This is a genomic window from Streptomyces sp. NPDC029122, from assembly GCF_055569445.1.
In genome coordinates, this window is sequence record NZ_JBVHWK010000002.1 from 363003 (window position 1) to 380449 (window position 17447).

14 protein-coding genes are annotated in these 17447 nt (G+C 73.1%); 8 read left to right on the forward strand and 6 right to left on the reverse strand.

Annotation, left to right across the window (positions count from 1 at the left end):
* Nucleotides 1–43: 43 nt before the first annotated feature.
* Genes ACZ4WZ_RS04050 through ACZ4WZ_RS04070 form a run of 5 tightly spaced genes read right to left on the reverse strand, consistent with a single transcriptional unit; the run spans nucleotide 44 to nucleotide 5961 of the window.
* A complete protein-coding gene (locus ACZ4WZ_RS04050; protein ID WP_467884742.1) occupies nucleotides 44–1465 on the reverse strand; it encodes an MATE family efflux transporter in 1422 nt (473 codons plus the stop codon).
* Between the two features lie 3 nt (nucleotides 1466–1468).
* Nucleotides 1469–2497 (reverse strand): cysteine synthase family protein, encoded by a 1029-nt coding sequence (locus tag ACZ4WZ_RS04055; RefSeq protein ID WP_467884744.1) that lies wholly within the window; start codon nucleotides 2495–2497, stop codon nucleotides 1469–1471.
* A 43-nt stretch (nucleotides 2498–2540) separates the two neighbouring features.
* A complete protein-coding gene (locus ACZ4WZ_RS04060; RefSeq protein WP_467884746.1) occupies nucleotides 2541–3917 on the reverse strand; it encodes a type III PLP-dependent enzyme domain-containing protein in 1377 nt (458 codons plus the stop codon).
* Nucleotides 3908–4933, reverse strand: a complete 1026-nt coding sequence (locus ACZ4WZ_RS04065; RefSeq protein WP_467884748.1) for an ornithine cyclodeaminase family protein — start codon at nucleotides 4931–4933, stop codon at nucleotides 3908–3910. The genes ACZ4WZ_RS04060 and ACZ4WZ_RS04065 overlap by 10 nt, the downstream gene beginning before the upstream one ends.
* Nucleotides 4934–4965: 32 nt before the next feature.
* Nucleotides 4966–5961 (reverse strand): TauD/TfdA family dioxygenase, encoded by a 996-nt coding sequence (locus ACZ4WZ_RS04070; protein WP_467884750.1) that lies wholly within the window; start codon nucleotides 5959–5961, stop codon nucleotides 4966–4968.
* Between the two features lie 322 nt (nucleotides 5962–6283).
* Here ACZ4WZ_RS04070 and ACZ4WZ_RS04075 point away from each other — a divergent pair, with 322 nt between their 5' ends.
* The 4 genes from ACZ4WZ_RS04075 to ACZ4WZ_RS04090 are packed head-to-tail and all read left to right on the forward strand — an operon-like array spanning nucleotide 6284 to nucleotide 11197.
* The gene (locus ACZ4WZ_RS04075) at nucleotides 6284–7831 is read left to right on the forward strand and encodes an ABC transporter substrate-binding protein (RefSeq protein ID WP_467884752.1); all 1548 of its coding nucleotides are present in this window, start codon (nucleotides 6284–6286) and stop codon (nucleotides 7829–7831) included.
* A complete protein-coding gene (locus tag ACZ4WZ_RS04080; RefSeq protein WP_467884754.1) occupies nucleotides 7819–8841 on the forward strand; it encodes an ABC transporter permease in 1023 nt (340 codons plus the stop codon). The genes ACZ4WZ_RS04075 and ACZ4WZ_RS04080 overlap by 13 nt, the downstream gene beginning before the upstream one ends.
* Nucleotides 8838–9686: an ABC transporter permease gene (locus ACZ4WZ_RS04085; RefSeq protein WP_467884755.1), complete on the forward strand. Its 849-nt coding sequence runs from the start codon at nucleotides 8838–8840 to the stop codon at nucleotides 9684–9686. The genes ACZ4WZ_RS04080 and ACZ4WZ_RS04085 overlap by 4 nt, the downstream gene beginning before the upstream one ends.
* Nucleotides 9683–11197, forward strand: coding sequence for an ABC transporter ATP-binding protein (locus ACZ4WZ_RS04090; RefSeq protein WP_467884757.1), 1515 nt, complete (start codon nucleotides 9683–9685; stop codon nucleotides 11195–11197). The genes ACZ4WZ_RS04085 and ACZ4WZ_RS04090 overlap by 4 nt, the downstream gene beginning before the upstream one ends.
* Here the strand turns inward: ACZ4WZ_RS04090 and ACZ4WZ_RS04095 are convergent.
* A complete protein-coding gene (locus ACZ4WZ_RS04095) occupies nucleotides 11174–11569 on the reverse strand; it encodes an ArsR/SmtB family transcription factor (RefSeq protein ID WP_467884759.1) in 396 nt (131 codons plus the stop codon). The genes ACZ4WZ_RS04090 and ACZ4WZ_RS04095 overlap by 24 nt on opposite strands.
* Before the next feature lie 105 nt (nucleotides 11570–11674).
* Here ACZ4WZ_RS04095 and ACZ4WZ_RS04100 point away from each other — a divergent pair, with 105 nt between their 5' ends.
* The 4 genes from ACZ4WZ_RS04100 to ACZ4WZ_RS04115 all read left to right on the forward strand — a co-directional run bounded on the left by ACZ4WZ_RS04100 (nucleotide 11675) and on the right by ACZ4WZ_RS04115 (nucleotide 17446).
* The gene (locus ACZ4WZ_RS04100) at nucleotides 11675–13666 is read left to right on the forward strand and encodes a heavy metal translocating P-type ATPase (protein WP_467884990.1); all 1992 of its coding nucleotides are present in this window, start codon (nucleotides 11675–11677) and stop codon (nucleotides 13664–13666) included.
* A gap of 400 nt (nucleotides 13667–14066) precedes the next feature.
* Nucleotides 14067–14306 carry a hypothetical protein gene (locus ACZ4WZ_RS04105; protein ID WP_467884761.1) on the forward strand — a complete coding sequence of 80 codons (240 nt, stop codon included), beginning with the start codon at nucleotides 14067–14069 and terminating at the stop codon, nucleotides 14304–14306.
* A gap of 99 nt (nucleotides 14307–14405) precedes the next feature.
* Nucleotides 14406–15212, forward strand: a complete 807-nt coding sequence (locus ACZ4WZ_RS04110; RefSeq protein WP_467884763.1) for a hypothetical protein — start codon at nucleotides 14406–14408, stop codon at nucleotides 15210–15212.
* A gap of 116 nt (nucleotides 15213–15328) precedes the next feature.
* The gene (locus ACZ4WZ_RS04115; RefSeq protein ID WP_467884991.1) at nucleotides 15329–17446 is read left to right on the forward strand and encodes an NHLP family bacteriocin export ABC transporter peptidase/permease/ATPase subunit; all 2118 of its coding nucleotides are present in this window, start codon (nucleotides 15329–15331) and stop codon (nucleotides 17444–17446) included.
* The last annotated feature ends 1 nt before the right edge of the window (nucleotide 17447 follow it).

Here is a 17447-nt window from a genome sequence, read left to right on the forward strand (position 1 = left end):
CCGGGACGGCCCGTCACACCGGCCGGGCGAACCCTCCCCGGCGCTACGCGGGGGCCGTCATGGCCGTCGGGTCGCCGCGCAGGGCGAGCGAGGCGGAGTAGCGGCGCAGCAGCAGGACGGCGGTGGTGGCCAGGCCGGTGAGCAGGCCGAGCCAGATGCCGAGGAGGTCGAGGCCGAGCACGTAGGCCAGGAGCCAGGAGGCGGGCAGTCCGACGGCCCAGTAGCCGATGACGGTGATGCGGAAGCCGCTCTTGGTGTCGTCGAGCCCCCGCAGGAGTCCGACCCCTATGTTCTGGGCGCAGTCGAAGAACTGGAGGAAGGCGGTGACGATCAGCAGGTGGGTGGCGATCGTCAGGGCCTGCCCGGAGCCGGGCCCGGAGTCGAGGAAGGGGGCCAGGACCAGGCGGGGGAGCGTCAGGTAGAGGACGCCGACGGCGGCCATGACGGCGGCGGCGCAGGCGAGCGCGGTGTTCTTGATGCGCCGGGCGTGGTCGGTGCGGCCCAGCGCCAGTTCGCGGCTGACGTTGATCGAGGCGGCGTGCGAGAGCCCGACCGCGACCTGGAAGACGATGTAGACGAGCTGGTTGACGGCCGTGTGCGCGGCGAGGGCGTCGGGGCCGAAGGAGCCGGCCATCAGCGCGGTGATGGAGAAGAACCCGGCTTCGGAGCCGTAGGTGGCGGCGATGGGGACGCCCAGCGCGACGAGGCGTCTGATGGTGGCCGGGTCGGCCTTGAAGACGTTCAGCGTGAGCAGCGGCGCCAGCTCGCCGTCCCTCCTCGCGGAGAGGTACAGGGCGACGAACGACAGGAGGTAGACCGTCGAGGTGGCGACGCCGATACCGGTCAGACCCAGCCGGGGCAGACCCCATGTGCCGTGGACGAGGACCCAGTTCAGGCCCGCGTTGACGGCCACGGACGCGAGGGTGATCCGGAGCAGGCCCTGCGGGCGGCGCATGCCGACGGTGAACTGGCGGACGGCCTGGAACCACAGGCAGGGCAGCAGGCCGGGGGCGAGGGCGAGGAGCATCGTCCGCGTGCGCTCGACGACCGCGGCGTCCTGGCCGAGCCAGATCAGCGCCTGGCCCATGAGGACCATGAGGACGGCGCCGGCCGTGCCCGCGAGCGTGGCGACGGCCAGGCTCGCGCGGACGATGCCCCGGACCTCCTCGTTCGCGCGGCCTCCGTCCGCCCCGCCGCCACCGGCCCCGCCCTCGCCGGCCCGCTCGGCTCTGGCCGCGGCGGCGGCTATCTGGTTGCCCACGGCGGTGACCAGGCCGACGCCCATGGTGCGGAGCTGGTTGAAGATGACGATGGCCAGGCCGCCGGCGGCGAGCTCCTCGGTCCCGAGGAAACCCATCATCACCGTGTCGGTGGTCGTCAGCGCGACCTGCGCGAGCTGGGTGAGGACGAGGGGCACGGCCAGGGAGGCCAGTGCGCGGCTGTCACGGAGGAGGATGGTCAGCATGGGTCACCGGTTCCTGCGGAGTTTGGTGAGGAGTTCGTCGATCTCGCGCTCCGCCTGGGGGTCGAGGAGGCCGCGCTCCCGCATCCATTGGTCGTCGAAGACGGTGTCCATGTACTTCTCACCGCCGTCGTTGACGAGGGCGACCATGGTGGAGCCCGGGGGCAGGGCGGTCAGACGGGTCAGCGCCTCGTACACGACGCCGCCGGCGGAGCCGCCGATGAGCAGACCGGTACGGGCCACCGCGCGGCAGGTCGCGAAGGCCTCGACGTCGCCGACCTTGACCCCTTCGTCGATCAGGTCGAAGTCGACGAGGGCACCGATCCCGGCGCCTTCGGGAGTGCCGGTGCCGGACTGGTAGTAGTCGTGGGCCGGGCCGCCGAAGGCGACGGACCCCTTGGGCTCGACACCGATGACCGTGAAGCCGGACATCAGCGTGCGCAGCTCCCGGCTGGTGCCGCAGAGGGCGCCGCCGGTGCCGACCGAGCCGATCAGGACGTCGAGCCCGCCGTCGAGGGCCTCGTGCAGTTCGTGGGCCACGGGGAAGTAGCCGACGCCGTTGGCGGGGTTGTTGTGCTGCTCGGTGAAGACCGTGTTGTCCCGGCCGCGGGCCAGTTCCTCGGCGAGTTCCTCACGGGCGGCGGTGGCGAGCTCGCCGGTGCCGGCGTCGGGGACGTGGACGAGTTCGGCGCCCAGGGCCTTCATGGTGCGGAGCTTGTCCGCGCAGGCGTGGTCGTCGACGACGGCGGTGAAGGCGTAGCCGCGTTCGGCGGCGATCACGGCGAGTCCCAGCCCGGTGTTGCCCGAGGTGGACTCGATGACGCGGCCCCCGGGACGCAGCTCGCCGGCCCGCTCGGCCGCGTCGACCATCGCACGGGCCATACGGATCTTCGCGGTGCCGGTCGGGTTGAACATCTCCAGCTTCAGCAGCAGGCGGCTGCCGGTTCCCGTGGCGGCGAGTTCCAGCAGGGGGGTGCGGCCGATGAGGTCGGACACGCGGGAGACCACGGCGGGGCGCTGAAGTGCTCCGGGCATCGGAAGCTCCTGTGAGGGGGAGGGCGGTCGGATGGTCTCCGGCTCAGGCGGAGTGGCGGTCGAGGCGCCAGCGGGGGCGGGGGCCGCCGGTGCGGTCGATGACGACCTTGGGCGGCAGGGCGAGGTCGTGGAACGGGGACTCGTTGGAGTCCATCTGGTACCCGGCCGTGTTCGGGTAGACGAGCAGGTCGCCCGCGCGGGGGCGGCGGGTGAAGCCGACCTTGCGCCAGGTGAGCATGTCGGACTCCAGGCAGGTGGCCGCCCCGACGCTCGCCGGGTACACCCCGGCGGGCCCGGTGGTGTCCTGGGACAGGAGGTGGGGGTCGGGCAGGTACTCGCTGTTGAACCACTGCTCGGACAGGCTCAGGCTGGTGCCGTCGACGGTGAGGATCCGGTACCCCTCGCGGTCCTTGACGCCCTGGATCCGGAAGACGGTGGCCCCCGCCCGGTCGAGGAGGGCCCGCCCGGGCTCCAGGAGGAGCACCACCCCGGCGTCCCTGAGGAGGCCGGCGAGCGGTCGGCCGTGGCCTTCGGGGCGGGCCGCCAGCAGCGCGGCGAGGGCGCCGGGGCCGGAGTCCGGCGAGTGGTAGGGGTAGAAGTCACCGGTCCGGAACGTCTTGCCCGCGTGGTACTGGCGGCTGTGGTGCCGGGCGAGGAAGGTGTGCCAGCTGTCGGCGTCGGTGTAGCTGACGGGCAGGCCGCCGCCGATGCTGACGCGGCCGGCCTCCAGGCCCTGGGCACGGGCCTTGAGGCACAGGTCGACGAGGTGCCCGGCGAGGTCGGCGCGCGGCTGGAGGGCGTAGCCCGACAGGTGGAAGCTGAAGCCCTCCATCCGGACCGCGTCACCGGCCCGGACGCAGCGGTCCGTCGCGGCGGCCAGTTCGGCACCGGTCATCCCGAAGCGGCTGTGCGGCTGGGCCGGGGGAAGGCAGCGCAGCAGCACGCGGGCCGGACGCACCGGTCCGGTCCGGGCGATGGTGACGAGGGCGTCGAGCTCGTCCAGGGCGTCGACGGCGATCAGGGCGCCCTGCTGGACGGCCAGGCGGAGCAGGACGGGGTCCTTGGCCGGGCCGGTGACCACGAGGTGCTCGCCGCGGACGCCGTGCCCGAGGGCTTGGCGCAGCTCGCCGGCGGAGGCCACGTCCACCCCTGCGCCGCCCGCCGCCGCCCGTTCGGCGAACACGGCGGCCTTGTTGGCCTTCTTCGCGAAGTACACGAAGCCGTCCACGCCCGCGGAGGCGAGGGCGTCCCGCAGGGCACGCAGGTTGGCGTCGAACGCCTCGGGCAGCAGGAAGTGGAAGGGGCCGCCGAAGGCGTGGGCGAGTTCGGGCAGGAGGCCGCTGGCCAGCACCGCGTCCGTCGCGGCGTCGGGGAGGGGAGGGAGGGCGGGGGAGTGGCCGGTGCCGGGTCTCACCGCCACAGCGGCACCTCGGTGCCCAGGCCCTGGGCGAGGGCCAGCTGGGCGAAGCGGTGACCGAGGGCGATGTCGGTGACCACCAGCCCGCTGTTGTAGGCGAAGACGCGTTCGGTGCCGCTCCGGCGACCCGCGGCCTCCCCGGCCAGTACGGGCGCCAACTCGGCGTCGACAGCGGGGAACTTGCCGTCGGCGTCGGCCATGTCGGTGCCGGTGACGTGCATCTGCGCCTCGCTGGTGGCGATGACCCGGTCCGCGTGGTGCAGGGTCGAGGGCGCGAGCCCGTGTCCGACGAGGACGGACAGCGTGCCGGGCCCCAGCCAGTCGGCCTCGATCGCGGCGGGGGTGTGGGCGCCGGCGGTCGCGACGATGACGTCCGCTTCGGAGGCGGCCGCCCGCAGGTCGGTGACGATGTCCACGTCGCGGTCGGGGAAGTGGGCGCGCAAGTGCTCGCGGACGGCGCCGATGCCCTCGGGGCGGGTGCCGAACAGCATCAGCCGGTCCAGTTCCGGCAGCGTGGTCAGCAGGAACGGCAGCGCGAGGCGGCCCTGGGTCCCGGTGCCGACGACCAGCGCGGACCGGGCTCCGGGGGCCGCGCACTCCCGGGCCAGCAGGGCGGAGACGGCGGGGGTGCGCAGCGAGCCGATGCGGGAGCAGTCCATCATGGCCACGGGGAGCCCGGTGGTGTCGTCGTAGAGCGTCAGCGCGGTGTAGTAGTGCTGTTCCTCGCGGCCCTTGTCCAGACCGTGCTTGTACGAGGTTTTGATCGCCACGACGTCGCGGGAGCCGTCCCGGCCCAGCATCGCGTAGGAGACGGAGTGTCCGTCCTGCGGCTTGACGGTCAGCTTCCGCGGATTGTCGGACCGGCCGGCGTGCAGGGTGCGGTAGGCGCCCTCGACGGTGGCGACCACGTCGGCCAGGGACACGTCGATCCCGGCCAGGTCGGTGGTCGACAGGACGCGCAGGTGTGTGCCGTCGCCGTCCGCCGGGGTGGCGGCGGGTGCGGCCGAGGTGTCCGTCATGGTGGGTCACTCCTCCGGTGCGGGGCGGGAGTTCAGCTCGCGTGTGCTTCGAGGGCGGTCTGGCCGTATCCGTGCTCGCCGGCTTCGGCGGCGGGGCGGGTGCGGCGTCCGGGTACCCGGACCGAGGCGCGCTTGAGCCAGCGGTCGGTGCCGTCGTACCGGGCGCGGAAGGGGACGCGGCCGTGGACGACGAGGTCGTTGTCCACGACGAGGACCTCGCCGGGGCCGAGGCTGACGGCGACCGAGACGCGGGCCAGTTCCTCCGACAGGCGGTCGTACGCGGACCGGTACGCGGCGTCCGCTTCGTGCAGGGGGGTGTACGCGGGGTCGAAGCGCAGGGTCATCCCGTCCTCGGTGGCGTAGAGGGCCGGTACGGCGGGCGGGGCCCCGCGGGTGTAGCCCTGGGCCGCCCGGTAGGCGTCGTCGGGCAGGATCGGCAGGACCGGCCGGGTCAGCAGGTCGATGTCGGTGTCCGCGAGGCGGGTCCTGCGGATGCTGGCGGCGGTGGTGGCGATGCCGTCGGGGTTGCGCATGCAGCCGAGCATCAGCAGGTGGGCGCGGCCGGGGTGGAAGGCGTCCTCGGTGTGCGGGCTGAGGAGCACCGTGCTGGAGGCGCCCGTCTGTTCGGTCTCGTGTCCCCGGGACGGGACGATGTTGTGGACGAAGCGGCCGTCCTGCTGTCCCTGCCAGGCGATGGGGTTGCCCATGACGGTGGCGAGCAGGAGGAGCGCGATGTCGTACACCGCGCCGCTGTCGTGCGCGGTGGCCCAGCCGGCGGGCGTCGGGCCGATGGCCCCGTCGTCGACGGCGAGGCCGCGCAGGACGAACAGGCCGTCGGCGGTGTCGACGGGGCGGCACTGGTGGCGCAGGGCGTCGCCGAAACCGCCGGCCGCCTCCTGGATCCGTGCCAGGAGGGCGGGGCTCGTGGCGGACGTACCGAACGTGGCGAGCAGTTTCTCCGCGGCGTCGCGGAGTTCTCCCGCGGTGTGGGTGTTGAGCTGGCGGACTGGGGCGGCTGCCGTGCTCATGGCGAAGGAATCCGTTTCGTTCGGATGGCAGGGGGGAACCCGGTTCCCTGGCGCGGTTCATCTCTCCATGACCGGGCGGGAGCTGTCAACTGGCAAGGTCTCAACGGCAGTTGGCGGGCCAGCCGTGAACCTGCGGAACCGGCGAACGCTTCGAACGCTAGCAGGAGATGAAGGTAAGGCAAACCTTACTAACGGGTTGACGTTCGCCCGGATTCGGATATGCGTCCCATCGTGAACGACGGCTTGCGGAAATGGTTGTCATTAGGGTAGGCAAACCTAAGAACATCCCAGTCCGCTCAGTGGATCGAGGACGTACGTGAAGATGAACAGGCGTCAAGTTCTGTGGTCGGGTGGAGCGTTGGGTGCGGCGGCCCTCCTCGCCGCCTGCTCCTCCGGGGACGCCGGCACCGCGGACGACCCCGCGGCAGGTGAGGGCAAGCCGAAGAGCGGGGGCACCCTCCGCGTCGGCGCACTCGGCCGCGCCGGCGCCATCACCCGCGACCCGCACGGTTCGCAGAGCAACGAGAGCGACTACCTCGTCATCGCGCTGGTCTACGACACCCTCACGACCCCCGGAGCCAAGCCCAACACCCGGCCCCGGCTGGCCGCTTCGTGGGAGCCGTCGGAAGACCTGAAGACCTGGAAATTCAAGATCGCCAAGGGTGCCGCCTTCCACGACGGCAGTCCGGTGACGGCCGAGGACGTCGTCTGGTCGCTGCGGCGCCTGCGCAACACCCCCTCGGGCGCTTCGCGCCTGCCCGGCATCAAGCCGGAGAACATCACGGCCGAGGGAACCGACACCGTCGTCCTCGTCTCGGACCACGCCAACGCCGAACTGCCGCTCCTGACCCGCCTGACGACCTTCGTCCTGAAGAAGGACACCGCCGACAGCGCGCTGGAGAAGGCGCCCGGCACCGGCCCGTTCAAGCTGGACTGGTACCGCGGCGGCAACGCCCGCCTGGTGCGGAACGACACGTGGTACGGCGGGACCGTCCACCTCGACGCCATCGAGGTCACCATGTTCGAGACCCCCCAGGCGATGGCCAACGCCCTTCTCGCCGGGCAGATCGACGTCGCCTCCAACGTCGGCGCGGTCGCCGCCCGTACCGCCGAGGCGCGCAAGGACGTCCAAGTCCTGCGACGACCCAACGACATGGCCATGCCGATCGTCATGCGTACCGCCGCGGGCAGCCCGTTCGCCGATCCCCGCGTCCGCGAGGCCATGCGTCTGATCGTCGACCGCGACGCCATGGTCAAGCAGGTCCTCTCCGGCTACGGCACCGTCTCCAACGACATCATGGGCACCGGGGACCCGAACTTCGCCAAGGACATCCCGCAGCGCGCGCGGGACCTGGCCAAGGCCAGGAAGCTCCTCACCGAGGCGGGATTCGACCTGTCCAGGACCTACGACCTCGTCACCACCGAGGACATCCCCGGACTCGCCGAGTCCGCGACCCTCTTCGCCAATCAGGCCAGGGAGGCCGGCGTCAAGGTCCAGGTCGTCAAGCAGGAATCCGGCACCTTCTGGGACAAGACCTGGAAGACCGGCGACTTCTACACCACCTACTGGGGCACCAACGACTCGGTCGTCTTCTTCGCCTCGAAGACCATGGTCAGCGAGGCCGCCACCAACGAAGCGGCCTGGGCCGACAAGGAGTTCGACACCTCCTACCTCAAGGTCGTCGGCACCGCCGACGAGACCGCACGCGCCGCGGCCCTGAAGGAGCTCCAGCGGATCGAGTTCGAAAGGTCCGGCTACCTGCTGTGGGGCATGGCCGACGGCATCGACCTGGCCGCCGCCAAGGTCCGGGGTCTGCCCAGGCTCGCCGGATACGGCCGGGTCCAGCTCGAGGGCGTGTGGCTGCGTTGAACCACCCGGCCCAGGACGAGGGGGCGGCCGCCCCCGCACGCGCCGGGGCGGCCGCCGCCTCGCGTCATGCCGCGGCACTGGTCACCCGGGCGGCCGGGGCGGCGGCCCGGCGGGCCCTGCTGCTCGTCGTGCTGCTGGCCGTCGTGTTCGCCGCCGTCGAAGCGCTGCCGGGCGACGCGGCCGCCGCCGCCGCCGAGCGGGGCGAGAGCGCCGCCGACCTGGCGGCGCGACGGCACCTGCTCGGACTCGACCGGCCGCTGTGGGAACGCTTCCGGGAATGGATGACCGCCCTGCCCACCGGCGACCTCGGCACCTCGGCGCGGGGCCGGCGGGTCACCGAGCTGCTGGCCGACCCCCTCCCCAACACCCTGCTGCTGGGGGCGACCGCGTTCGTCCTGACCGTCGTCCTCTCCCTGGCCCTCGGCTGCTGGGCGGCCTCCCGCCCCGGCCGGCTGACCGACCGGATCATCGGCCACACGGCCACCGCCTCCTTCGCCGTACCCGAATTCGTCATCTCCGTCCTGCTCCTGCTGCTCCTGTCGCTGTGGACGGGGTGGCTGCCCGCCGTCACCGTCACGGGAGCCGACGGGGCTCCGGCCGCCTGGACCATGCTGGTCATGCCGGTCATCGCCCTGGTGATCCCCCAGACCGGCTGGAACACCCGCATCGTGCGCGGCGCCCTCGCCGACCAGGCCGCGACCCCCCATGTCGAAGCCGCCGTCCTCGACGGGCTGCCGCCCCGCCACGTCCTGCTGCGCCACGCCCTCCCGGGCGCGGTACCGGCGATCGCCACGGGCATCGCCACCTCCACCGGCATGCTCCTGGGCGGAGCGGTGGTGGTGGAGACCCTCTTCAACTACCCCGGCATCGGAACCGTCCTGGCCGGCGCCGTCGCCGCACGCGACACCCCGCTCATCGCCGGGGTCGTCATCTGCGCCGGTGCCGTCATCAGCCTCGTCCTGCTGGCCGCGGACCTGCTCCGCGCCCGCACCCTGGGAGTCCGCGCATGAGCGCCGCCACCGCCGCCACGAGGACGCGGCCCCTACCCGGCCGGATCCGGGCCGTGCGCGGCATCGCGCCCGCACTGCTCCTCGTCCTCCTCGCCCTCTGCGGGCCCTTCCTCGCCCCGCACACCGTCGACACCCCCGTCACCGCCCCCTACGCGACCCCCGGCCGGGACGCCCTCCTCGGCGGGGACCAGCTGGGCCGCGACGTCCTGAGCCGTGTGCTGCACGGCGGCACCGCACTCATCGGCAGCGCTCTGATCGTGGCCGTCACCGTCACCCTGCTGGCGACCCTGCTGGGCTGCGCCGCCGTGCTGCGCCCGGCGCTCGGCCGAGCCGTCGAACGCACCGCGGACGTGTCCATCCTGCTCCCGTCCGTCCTCGGCATCATGCTCATCGCCCTGGCCTGGCCCGGGGGCGGCCGCGGCCCGGTCGTCATCGCCGCCACCGTTCTCGGCACCCCGTACGCGGTGCGCATCGTCGCCGGCGCCGCGGCGCCCCTGGCGAACTCCGGTTACGTCGAGGCCGCCGTCACCCGCGGCGAGGGACTCGCGTACATCGCCGTGCGCGAGCTGCTGCCCAACCTCCGCGCCACCGTCCTCGCCCTGTTCGGCCTGCGGTTCGTCGAGGGCATCTACGTGATCTCCATGGCCGGTTTCCTCCAGATCGGCCCCCAGCCACCCGCCGCCGACTGGGCCCTGATGGTCCGGGAGAACGCCCCCGGCATCCTCCTCAGCCCCTGGGGAGTCCTCGCCCCGAGCCTGGCCATCGCCGTGCTCGCCATCAGCGTCAACCTCGCCTCCACCTCGCTCGCCCCCCACTCCGTACGCAAGGCGGTGACCACCTCGTGAGCGACGCCGCACCCCGGGCGGAAGCACCTCGGGCCAAGGCCCGGGCCGTCCCCGACACCCCGCCCCTGGCCGCCGCGACCGGCCTCGAAGTATCGATGAAGGACGGGAGCGTCCTGCTGCGGCCGACCTCGGTACGCGTCCACGCCGGCCGCGTCACCGCCCTCACCGGCAGCTCGGGCTCCGGCAAGACCACCCTGCTCCGCGCACTCATCGGCCACCTCCCGCCCGGCGCCGCCGTCACCGCCGGCACGCTGGACGTCCTGGGGCACGACCCCGTCGCCCTCGCCCCCGGCCGACTGAGGCAACTGCGCCGCTCGCGCGTCGCCTACGTCGGGCAGGACCCCGGCTCGGCCCTCAACCCGCGGATGACCGTGCGCCGGCTCGTCGCCGAAATGGCCCGCGACCGCGGCCACGCCACCGTCCTCGGCCTCCTGCGCGAGTGCCGGCTCCCGGTCGGCGACGGCCTCCCCGACCGCCGGCCCACCGCCATCTCGGGAGGCCAGCAACGGCGTGTCGCCCTCGCCCGCGCGCTGGCCCGGACCCCCGACATCCTGCTCCTCGACGAGCCGACCGCGGGACTGGATCCCGCCCTGCGCGACGAGATCGCCGAGCTGCTCCGCGACCTCGCCGCCGACCGGGGGCTGGCCGTCGTCATGGCCACCCACGACCCCGAACTCGTCGGTGCCTGCGCCGACCACACGGTCCGCCTGACGCCCGCCCGGCCCCCGGCCGTCCCCGCACCCCGGACCCCGCCACGCTCCTCGGCCGGACCTCCCGCCGCCGCCCGGAAGGAGGGCCAGGGGCTGAGCGCACGAGCCGTCGGCGTCACCTTCCGGCACGGCGGCGCCCGCCACCGCGTCCTCGACGCGGTCGACTTCACCGCACCCCCCGGATCCGCCACCGGCATCGTGGGCCCGTCCGGCTCCGGCAAGACCACGCTGCTGCGGGTGCTCGCCGGGCTGCACCCCGCCGACACCGGCAGCCTGGAGCTGGACGGCCGGCCCCTGGCGTCGCTGGCGCGCAAGCGCACGCGGGAGGACCAGCGGCGCATCCAACTGGTCCCGCAGAACCCCCTGGCCGCCCTCAACCCCGCGCGCACCGTCGGTGCGGCACTGTCCCGGCCCCTGCGCATGCACGGCGGCCTGTCCGGGGCGGCCGTACGCGGCCGGGTCGCCGAACTCCTCCAGCAGGTGGAACTGCCCGCCGGGTTCGCCGGCCGCTATCCGGCCGAGCTCTCGGGCGGTCAGCGCCAGCGGGTCTCGATCGCCCGCGCCCTGGCCGCAGGCCCCGACATCCTGCTGTGCGACGAGATCACGTCCGCCCTCGACCCCGACACGGCCTGCGCCGTCATGGAGCTGCTGACGCGCCTGCGTGCCGAGCACGCGCTGAGCGTGGCCATGGTCTCCCACGAACTCCACCTGATCGGCGCCTACACGGACACCGTGCACATCCTGGAGGCGGGCCGCCTGACCGGGCGCGGCCCGACCTCAGCGCTCGTGCCCACCGGCTGATCCGGGGTACGCCTCGCCGGGGGCGTCGCGCAGGCCCAGACGCAGGTGCTCGACGTGGAAGAGGGCCTGGTCGAGCAGTTCGGCGACATGGCCGTCGTACAGCTCGTAGACGATGGAGCGGCCCCGGCGCTCACCCGTCACCAGGCCCAGGTTGCGCAGCAGCCGCAGCTGGTGGGAGCAGGCCGACTGCTCCATGCCGACGGCCTCGGCGAGTTCGCCGACCGGGCAGGGGCCCTCCTGGAGCCGGGCGAGGATGTGCAGCCGCGAGGGCGTGGCCAGGGCCTGGAGCGTCGCGGCGACATCGGAGGCGCCCACGGCGTCCAGCCGCTCGCGGGTGCTGACCGTGCTCTTCGAATCGACTCCGTGGCCCATGGGCACCATCCTACCGGCGATACATGAAGAGATGTTCATTCGTTCCTGTATCCTGGCGGTGTCGCCCCTCCCGTGCCCGTGAAGGGTCTCTTCGCCATGCCTTCCTTGCCTTCCACGCTCACCGAGCGCTCCTCCTCCCCCTCGTCCGCGAGCCGCCCGGGCGTGCCCCGGCCCCGCCGTACCCGGGTCCTCGCGCTGGCCGAGGCCCGCTGGGCCGCGACGGCGACCGCCGCGTTCCTGCTCGCGCTCCCGCTCCAGCTGACCGGGGCTCCCCCCTGGCTCTGGGGGCCGCTCTACGCGCTCGCGTATGTGACGGGCGGCTGGGAGCCGGCCTGGGCCGGCGTGCGGGCACTGCGGGAGAAGACCCTGGACGTGGACCTGCTGATGATCGTCGCCGCGATCGGGGCCGCGGCGATCGGACAGGTGATGGACGGCGCGCTGCTGATCGTCATCTTCGCCACCTCCGGCGCCCTGGAGGCCCTGGCCACCGCCCGCACCGCGGACTCGGTGCGCGGCCTGCTCGACCTCGCCCCGGCCACCGTGACCCGGCTGCTCGACGCGGGCGGGACGGAGACGGTCACCGCCGAGGATCTGGCGGTCGGCGACACCATCCTGATCCGCCCCGGTGAGCGGGTCGGCGCCGACGGCCGGGTCCTGTCCGGGGCCGGCGAGGTCGACCAGGCCACCATCACCGGGGAGTCACTGCCCGTGCCGAAGGGGGCGGGTGACGAGGTCTTCGCCGGCACCCTGAACGGGACGGGCGCGCTCCGGGTGAGGGTGGAGCGGGAGGCCTCCGACTCCGTGATCGCCCGCATCGTCGCGATGGTCGAGGAGGCCTCGGAAACCAAGGCCCCGACGCAGCTGTTCATCGAGAAGGTCGAGCAGCGGTACTCGATCGGCATCGTGCTCGCCACCCTCGCGGTGTTCGCCGTACCGCTCGCCTTCGGCGACGACCTGACCGGCGCGCTGCTGCGGGCGATGACCTTCATGATCGTGGCTTCTCCGTGCGCGGTGGTGCTGGCGACCATGCCGCCGCTGCTCTCGGCGATCGCCAACGCCGGACGGCACGGCGTCCTGGTGAAGTCGGCCGTGGTGATGGAGCGACTGGGTGAGGCCGACGCGGTGGCGCTGGACAAGACGGGCACCCTGACCGAAGGCACCCCGCAGGTCACCGACGTCCGCCCGCTGCCCGGCAGCGGTCTCGACGAGGACGGTCTGCTCGCGCTCGCGGCAGCGGCCGAGCACCCCAGCGAGCACCCCCTCGCCCGTGCCGTCGTCGAAGCCGCCCGCCGGCGGGGCCTGAGCCTGCCGCCCGCCGAGGACTTCACCTCCGCTCCCGGTGTCGGCGTACGGGCCACGGTCGGCGGGCGCGCGGTCGCGGTCGGCGCCCCCCTCCGGCTGGCCGATGCCCGCGGACACGGAGTGGCGGCGGACGCCCTGGCGGTGGCCGGCAGCCTGGAGGACGGCGGTCGTACCGCGGTACTGGTCCAGCGGGACGGGACGCCGGTAGGGCTCCTCGGCATCACCGACCGGCTGCGCCCGGACGCCGCCGCCACCGTCGCCGCCCTGGCCGCCCTCACCGGCGCCGCCCCGACGCTGCTGACCGGGGACAACCCCCGCGCCGCCGCCCGCGTCGCCGGGGAGGTGGGCATCACCGACGTACGCGCCGGGCTGCTGCCCGAGGACAAGGTCGCCGCCGTGAAGCGGCAGGAGGAAGCCGGCCGCAGGGTTCTGGTGATCGGTGACGGTGTCAACGACGCCCCCGCGCTCGCCGCCGCCCACACCGGGATCGCCATGGGCAGGGTCGGCTCCGACCTCGCCCTGGAGGCGGCGGACGTCGTCATCGCCCGGGACGAACTCGCCGCGGTCCCCACGGTGGTCGCCCTGTCCCGTGCGGCCCGGCGCCTGGTGACGCAGAACCTGGTGATCGCCTCGGTGTTCATCTCCGCCCTGGTGATCTGGGACCTCGTCGGTCACCTGCCCCTCCCGCTCGGCGTCCTCGGCCACGAGGGGTCCACGGTCATCGTCGGCCTCAACGGCCTGCGGCTGCTGCGCGAGGCCGCCTGGCGGCGGGCGGAGGCGGCGGCCGGCCGCTGAGCGGACGCACTGCGCGTCGCGGATCGGAATGTCGTCTTCCGAAAATCTCCACATGGTGTGCGCGAATCCGGACGGGCCCCTTCCGTCGCTGTCCGGACCGCCGGACCGCGCGATGCGCTTGCTGGTGGTATGCCCATATATCTCCCCGGGGCGGGGAGGGCCGTCCGTATCTGTTACTCGATCTCACGGAGAGGCTGTGGTCATTGGGTGAACATAGCTGCACGCCGATGGGCGGGAGTGAAGGCCGGGGCGTGAGGGGGCGTCAACTCAATTAGGCCGCTCACCCGGTGGCGTGCTTTTATCTGCGCACCGCGGCGGTTCGAAAGAACAGCGGCCGGCATTTCCGGCCGTTGAACCGCCGTGGCCGTGGAACATTTCGATGAATGAAAGGTGCGCACGCATGCGTAACGACATTGAGACCCGTGAGATGGACGACGCCGAGCTGGACGCCGTCTCCGGTGGCGTCGTCAGCGTCAACGGTGGCCTGGCCGGCGCCGTGACCGGCGACGTCCACACCGTCCTGGGCGCCGTGGGCTCCCTCCAGACCGTCCAGGCCGCACAGGGCCTCGTCGGCGCCGCCCCCGGTCTGGTCTCGGGTATCACGGGCGTTTCGGTGCACACCGGTATCGCCGGTCTCTGATCGGAATATGTCCGCGGACCCCGGAGTGCCCCCCACGGCTCCGGGGTTCACGGCTGCCCGTAATCCCACTTCATTCGAATGCGGTTGAAGGAATAGTTCGTGCAGTTCCGCCAAAAGGCGCTTTCCAAGCTGCAATCGCCCGAAGAACTCGACCTGCCCGTACGCTTCGCGCGCCCGCAGGGGCGCCTCGTACTGGCCGTCACGGTCGCCGTCATGGCCGCCGCGAGCTTCTGGGCCCTCACCGGCACCGTGTCCGCGAAGCAGAGCGCACCCGGCATCCTCACCCATGCCGAGGGCAGCTACACGCTGCAGAGCCCCGTGTCGGGCCAGGTGACCGAAGTCCTCGCCGAGGAGGGCCGGATCGTGTCACCCGGAGCGCCACTGCTCACCGTCCGCACGGACCAGGGCGACCGGCCCGTGCGCGCCGTGGCCGGCGGCCGGGTGAGGACGATGGCGGCCAGGACGGGCTCGGTCGTCACGACCGGTGCGGATGTGGCCACCCTGGAACGGGTGCGCGGGCCCGAAGACCCGCTGGTGGCCGTGGTGTACGTGCCCGCCGGCAGCGGCCCGGCCATCCCGGTCGGCGCCGCGGTCGACCTGAGCGTCCAGTCCGCCCCCCGGCAGCGGTTCGGCGTGCTGCGCGGCCGCGTCAAGGCGGTCGGCCGCGTCCCCCAGACCGAGACCCAGCTCAGGGGCTTCCTCGGCGACAGAAGACTCGCCGAACAGTTCTACCGGCTGGGCGACCCGGTCGCGGTACTCGTACACCTGGAGCGCTCCACCACCACCAGGTCGGGCTACGCGTGGTCCTCCACGGACGGACCCCCGTACACCGTCGACTCCGCGACGCCGGTCACCGGCTCCGTCCACCTCGCCGCGCAGCGCCCCGTCGACTGGCTCCTGCCGTGAGCGCCCCGCGCCGTCGCCGCCCGGGACCGGCGGCCGGGAACACGGGACGCCGCCGACCCGCGCGCACCCCCGGGGGCAGGACGCCCCGCGCCGTACGCACCCCGACCGTGCTCCAGATGGAGGCGGTGGAGTGCGGCGCCGCCGCCCTGGCCATGGTGCTGGGACACTACGGACGCTTCGTCCCGCTGGAAGAGCTGCGGATCTCCTGCGGTGTCTCCCGTGACGGCTCCCGCGCCGGCAACCTCCTCAAGGCCGCCCGGGGATACGGCCTGCGGGCCAAGGGCATGCAGATGGATCTGGCCGCGCTGGCCGAGGTGCCCGCCCCGGCCGTCCTCTTCTGGGAGTTCAACCACTACGTCGTCTACGACGGCATGGGCCGCCGCCTCGGCCGCAGGGGCGTCTACGTCAACGACCCCGGCAAGGGCCGCCGCTTCGTACCCCTGGACGAGTTCGACAGCAGCTTCACCGGCGTCGTGCTCACCTTCGAGCCCGGTGACGGATTCCGCCGCGCCGGCCGCAAGCCCGGCGTCCTGGGCGCCATGCCGGCCCGCCTGCGCGGCACGTCCGGCACCATGGCGGCCGCCGTGATCGCCAGCCTCCTGCTCGTCGTCGTCGGCTCGGCCGTACCGGCGCTGAGCCGCACGTACATCGACATGTTCCTCATCGGCGACCAGACCTCCCTGCTGGGCGTGCTGTTCGCGTCGATGGCGGTCGCCCTCGTGCTCACCGCGACGCTCACCGCGCTGCAACAGGCCAACCTGCTGCGCGGACGCGTCATCTCCTCCACCCTGGGCAGCGCCCGCTTCCTGCGGCACCTGCTCAGGCTCCCCGTCGCCTTCTACTCCCAGCGCAGCCCGGCCGACCTCGTCCAGCGCCTCCAGTCCAACGACGCGGTCGCCGAGACCCTCGCCCGCGACCTCGCCGCCGCGGGCGTGGACGCCGTGGTGGTCGTGCTCTACGCGGTACTGCTGTGGACGTACGACCCGCAACTCACCGTCCTCGGCGTGGCCGTGGCGCTGCTCAACGTCGCGGCCATGCGGATCGTGATCCACCTGAGGTCCACCGGCACCCAGAAGCTGCGCGCCGAGAGCGCCCGCCTGACGAACACCTCCTACAGCGGTCTCCAGCTCATCGAGACGATGAAGGCCACCGGCGGCGAGGACGGCTTCTTCCGCCGCTGGGCCGGACAGCACGCGCTCACCCTCGAAGTGCAGCAGCGGCTCGGCGTGCCCAGCGCCTGGCTGGCGGTCGTCGCACCCACGCTGGCCGCGCTCAACAGCGCGCTCATCCTGATGCTCGGAGGCCTGCGGGCGGTCGAGGGGCACCTCTCCGTCGGACTGCTCGTCGCCTTCCAGGCACTGGTGACCAGCTTCACCGCGCCGATCACCCGCCTGAACGGGGTCGCCGGACGCGTCCAGGACTTCGCGGCCGACGTCGCCCGCCTCAAGGACGTCGAGAACTTCCCCGTCGACCCGGTCCACTCGCGGCGGGAGCCCGCCGCCAGCACGCGCCGGCTCACGGGCCACGTCGAACTGAACGACGTCACCTTCGGCTACAGCGCCCTGGACGCCCCCCTGCTCAAGGACTTCTCGCTGAGGGTCGGCCCGGGACAGCAGATCGCCCTCGTCGGCGGGTCCGGCAGCGGCAAGTCCACCGTGTCCCGGCTGATATCCGGCCTCTACACCCCCTGGTCGGGCACCATCCGGATCGACGGCATGCGGCTGGCCGACATCCCCCGCGGCGCGCTGGCCGCCTCCGTCTCCTTCGTCGACCAGGACGTCTTCCTCTTCGAGGGCACCGTCCGCGACAACGTCACCCTGTGGGACCCCTCCATCCCGGACGAGGCCGTCGTCGCCGCCCTCCAGGACGCCGCCGTGCACGAGGTGGTCGCCCGCCGCCCCGGCGGCATCCACAGCCGCGTCGAGCAGGACGGCCGCAACTTCTCCGGCGGCCAGCGCCAGCGCCTGGAGATCGCCCGGGCGCTGGTCCGCCGCCCCAGCGTCCTGGTCCTCGACGAGGTGACCAGCGCCCTGGACGCGGCCACCGAACAGGTCATCATCGACAACCTGCGGCGCCGGGGCTGCGCCTGCGTGGTCATCGCCCACCGGCTGAGCACGGTGCGCGACAGCGACGAGATCCTCGTGCTCGACGCGGGCACGGTCGTGGAACGCGGGCGGCACGAGGACCTCCTCGCCGCGCGGGGCCCGTACGCCGAACTGGTCAAGGAGCACTGAG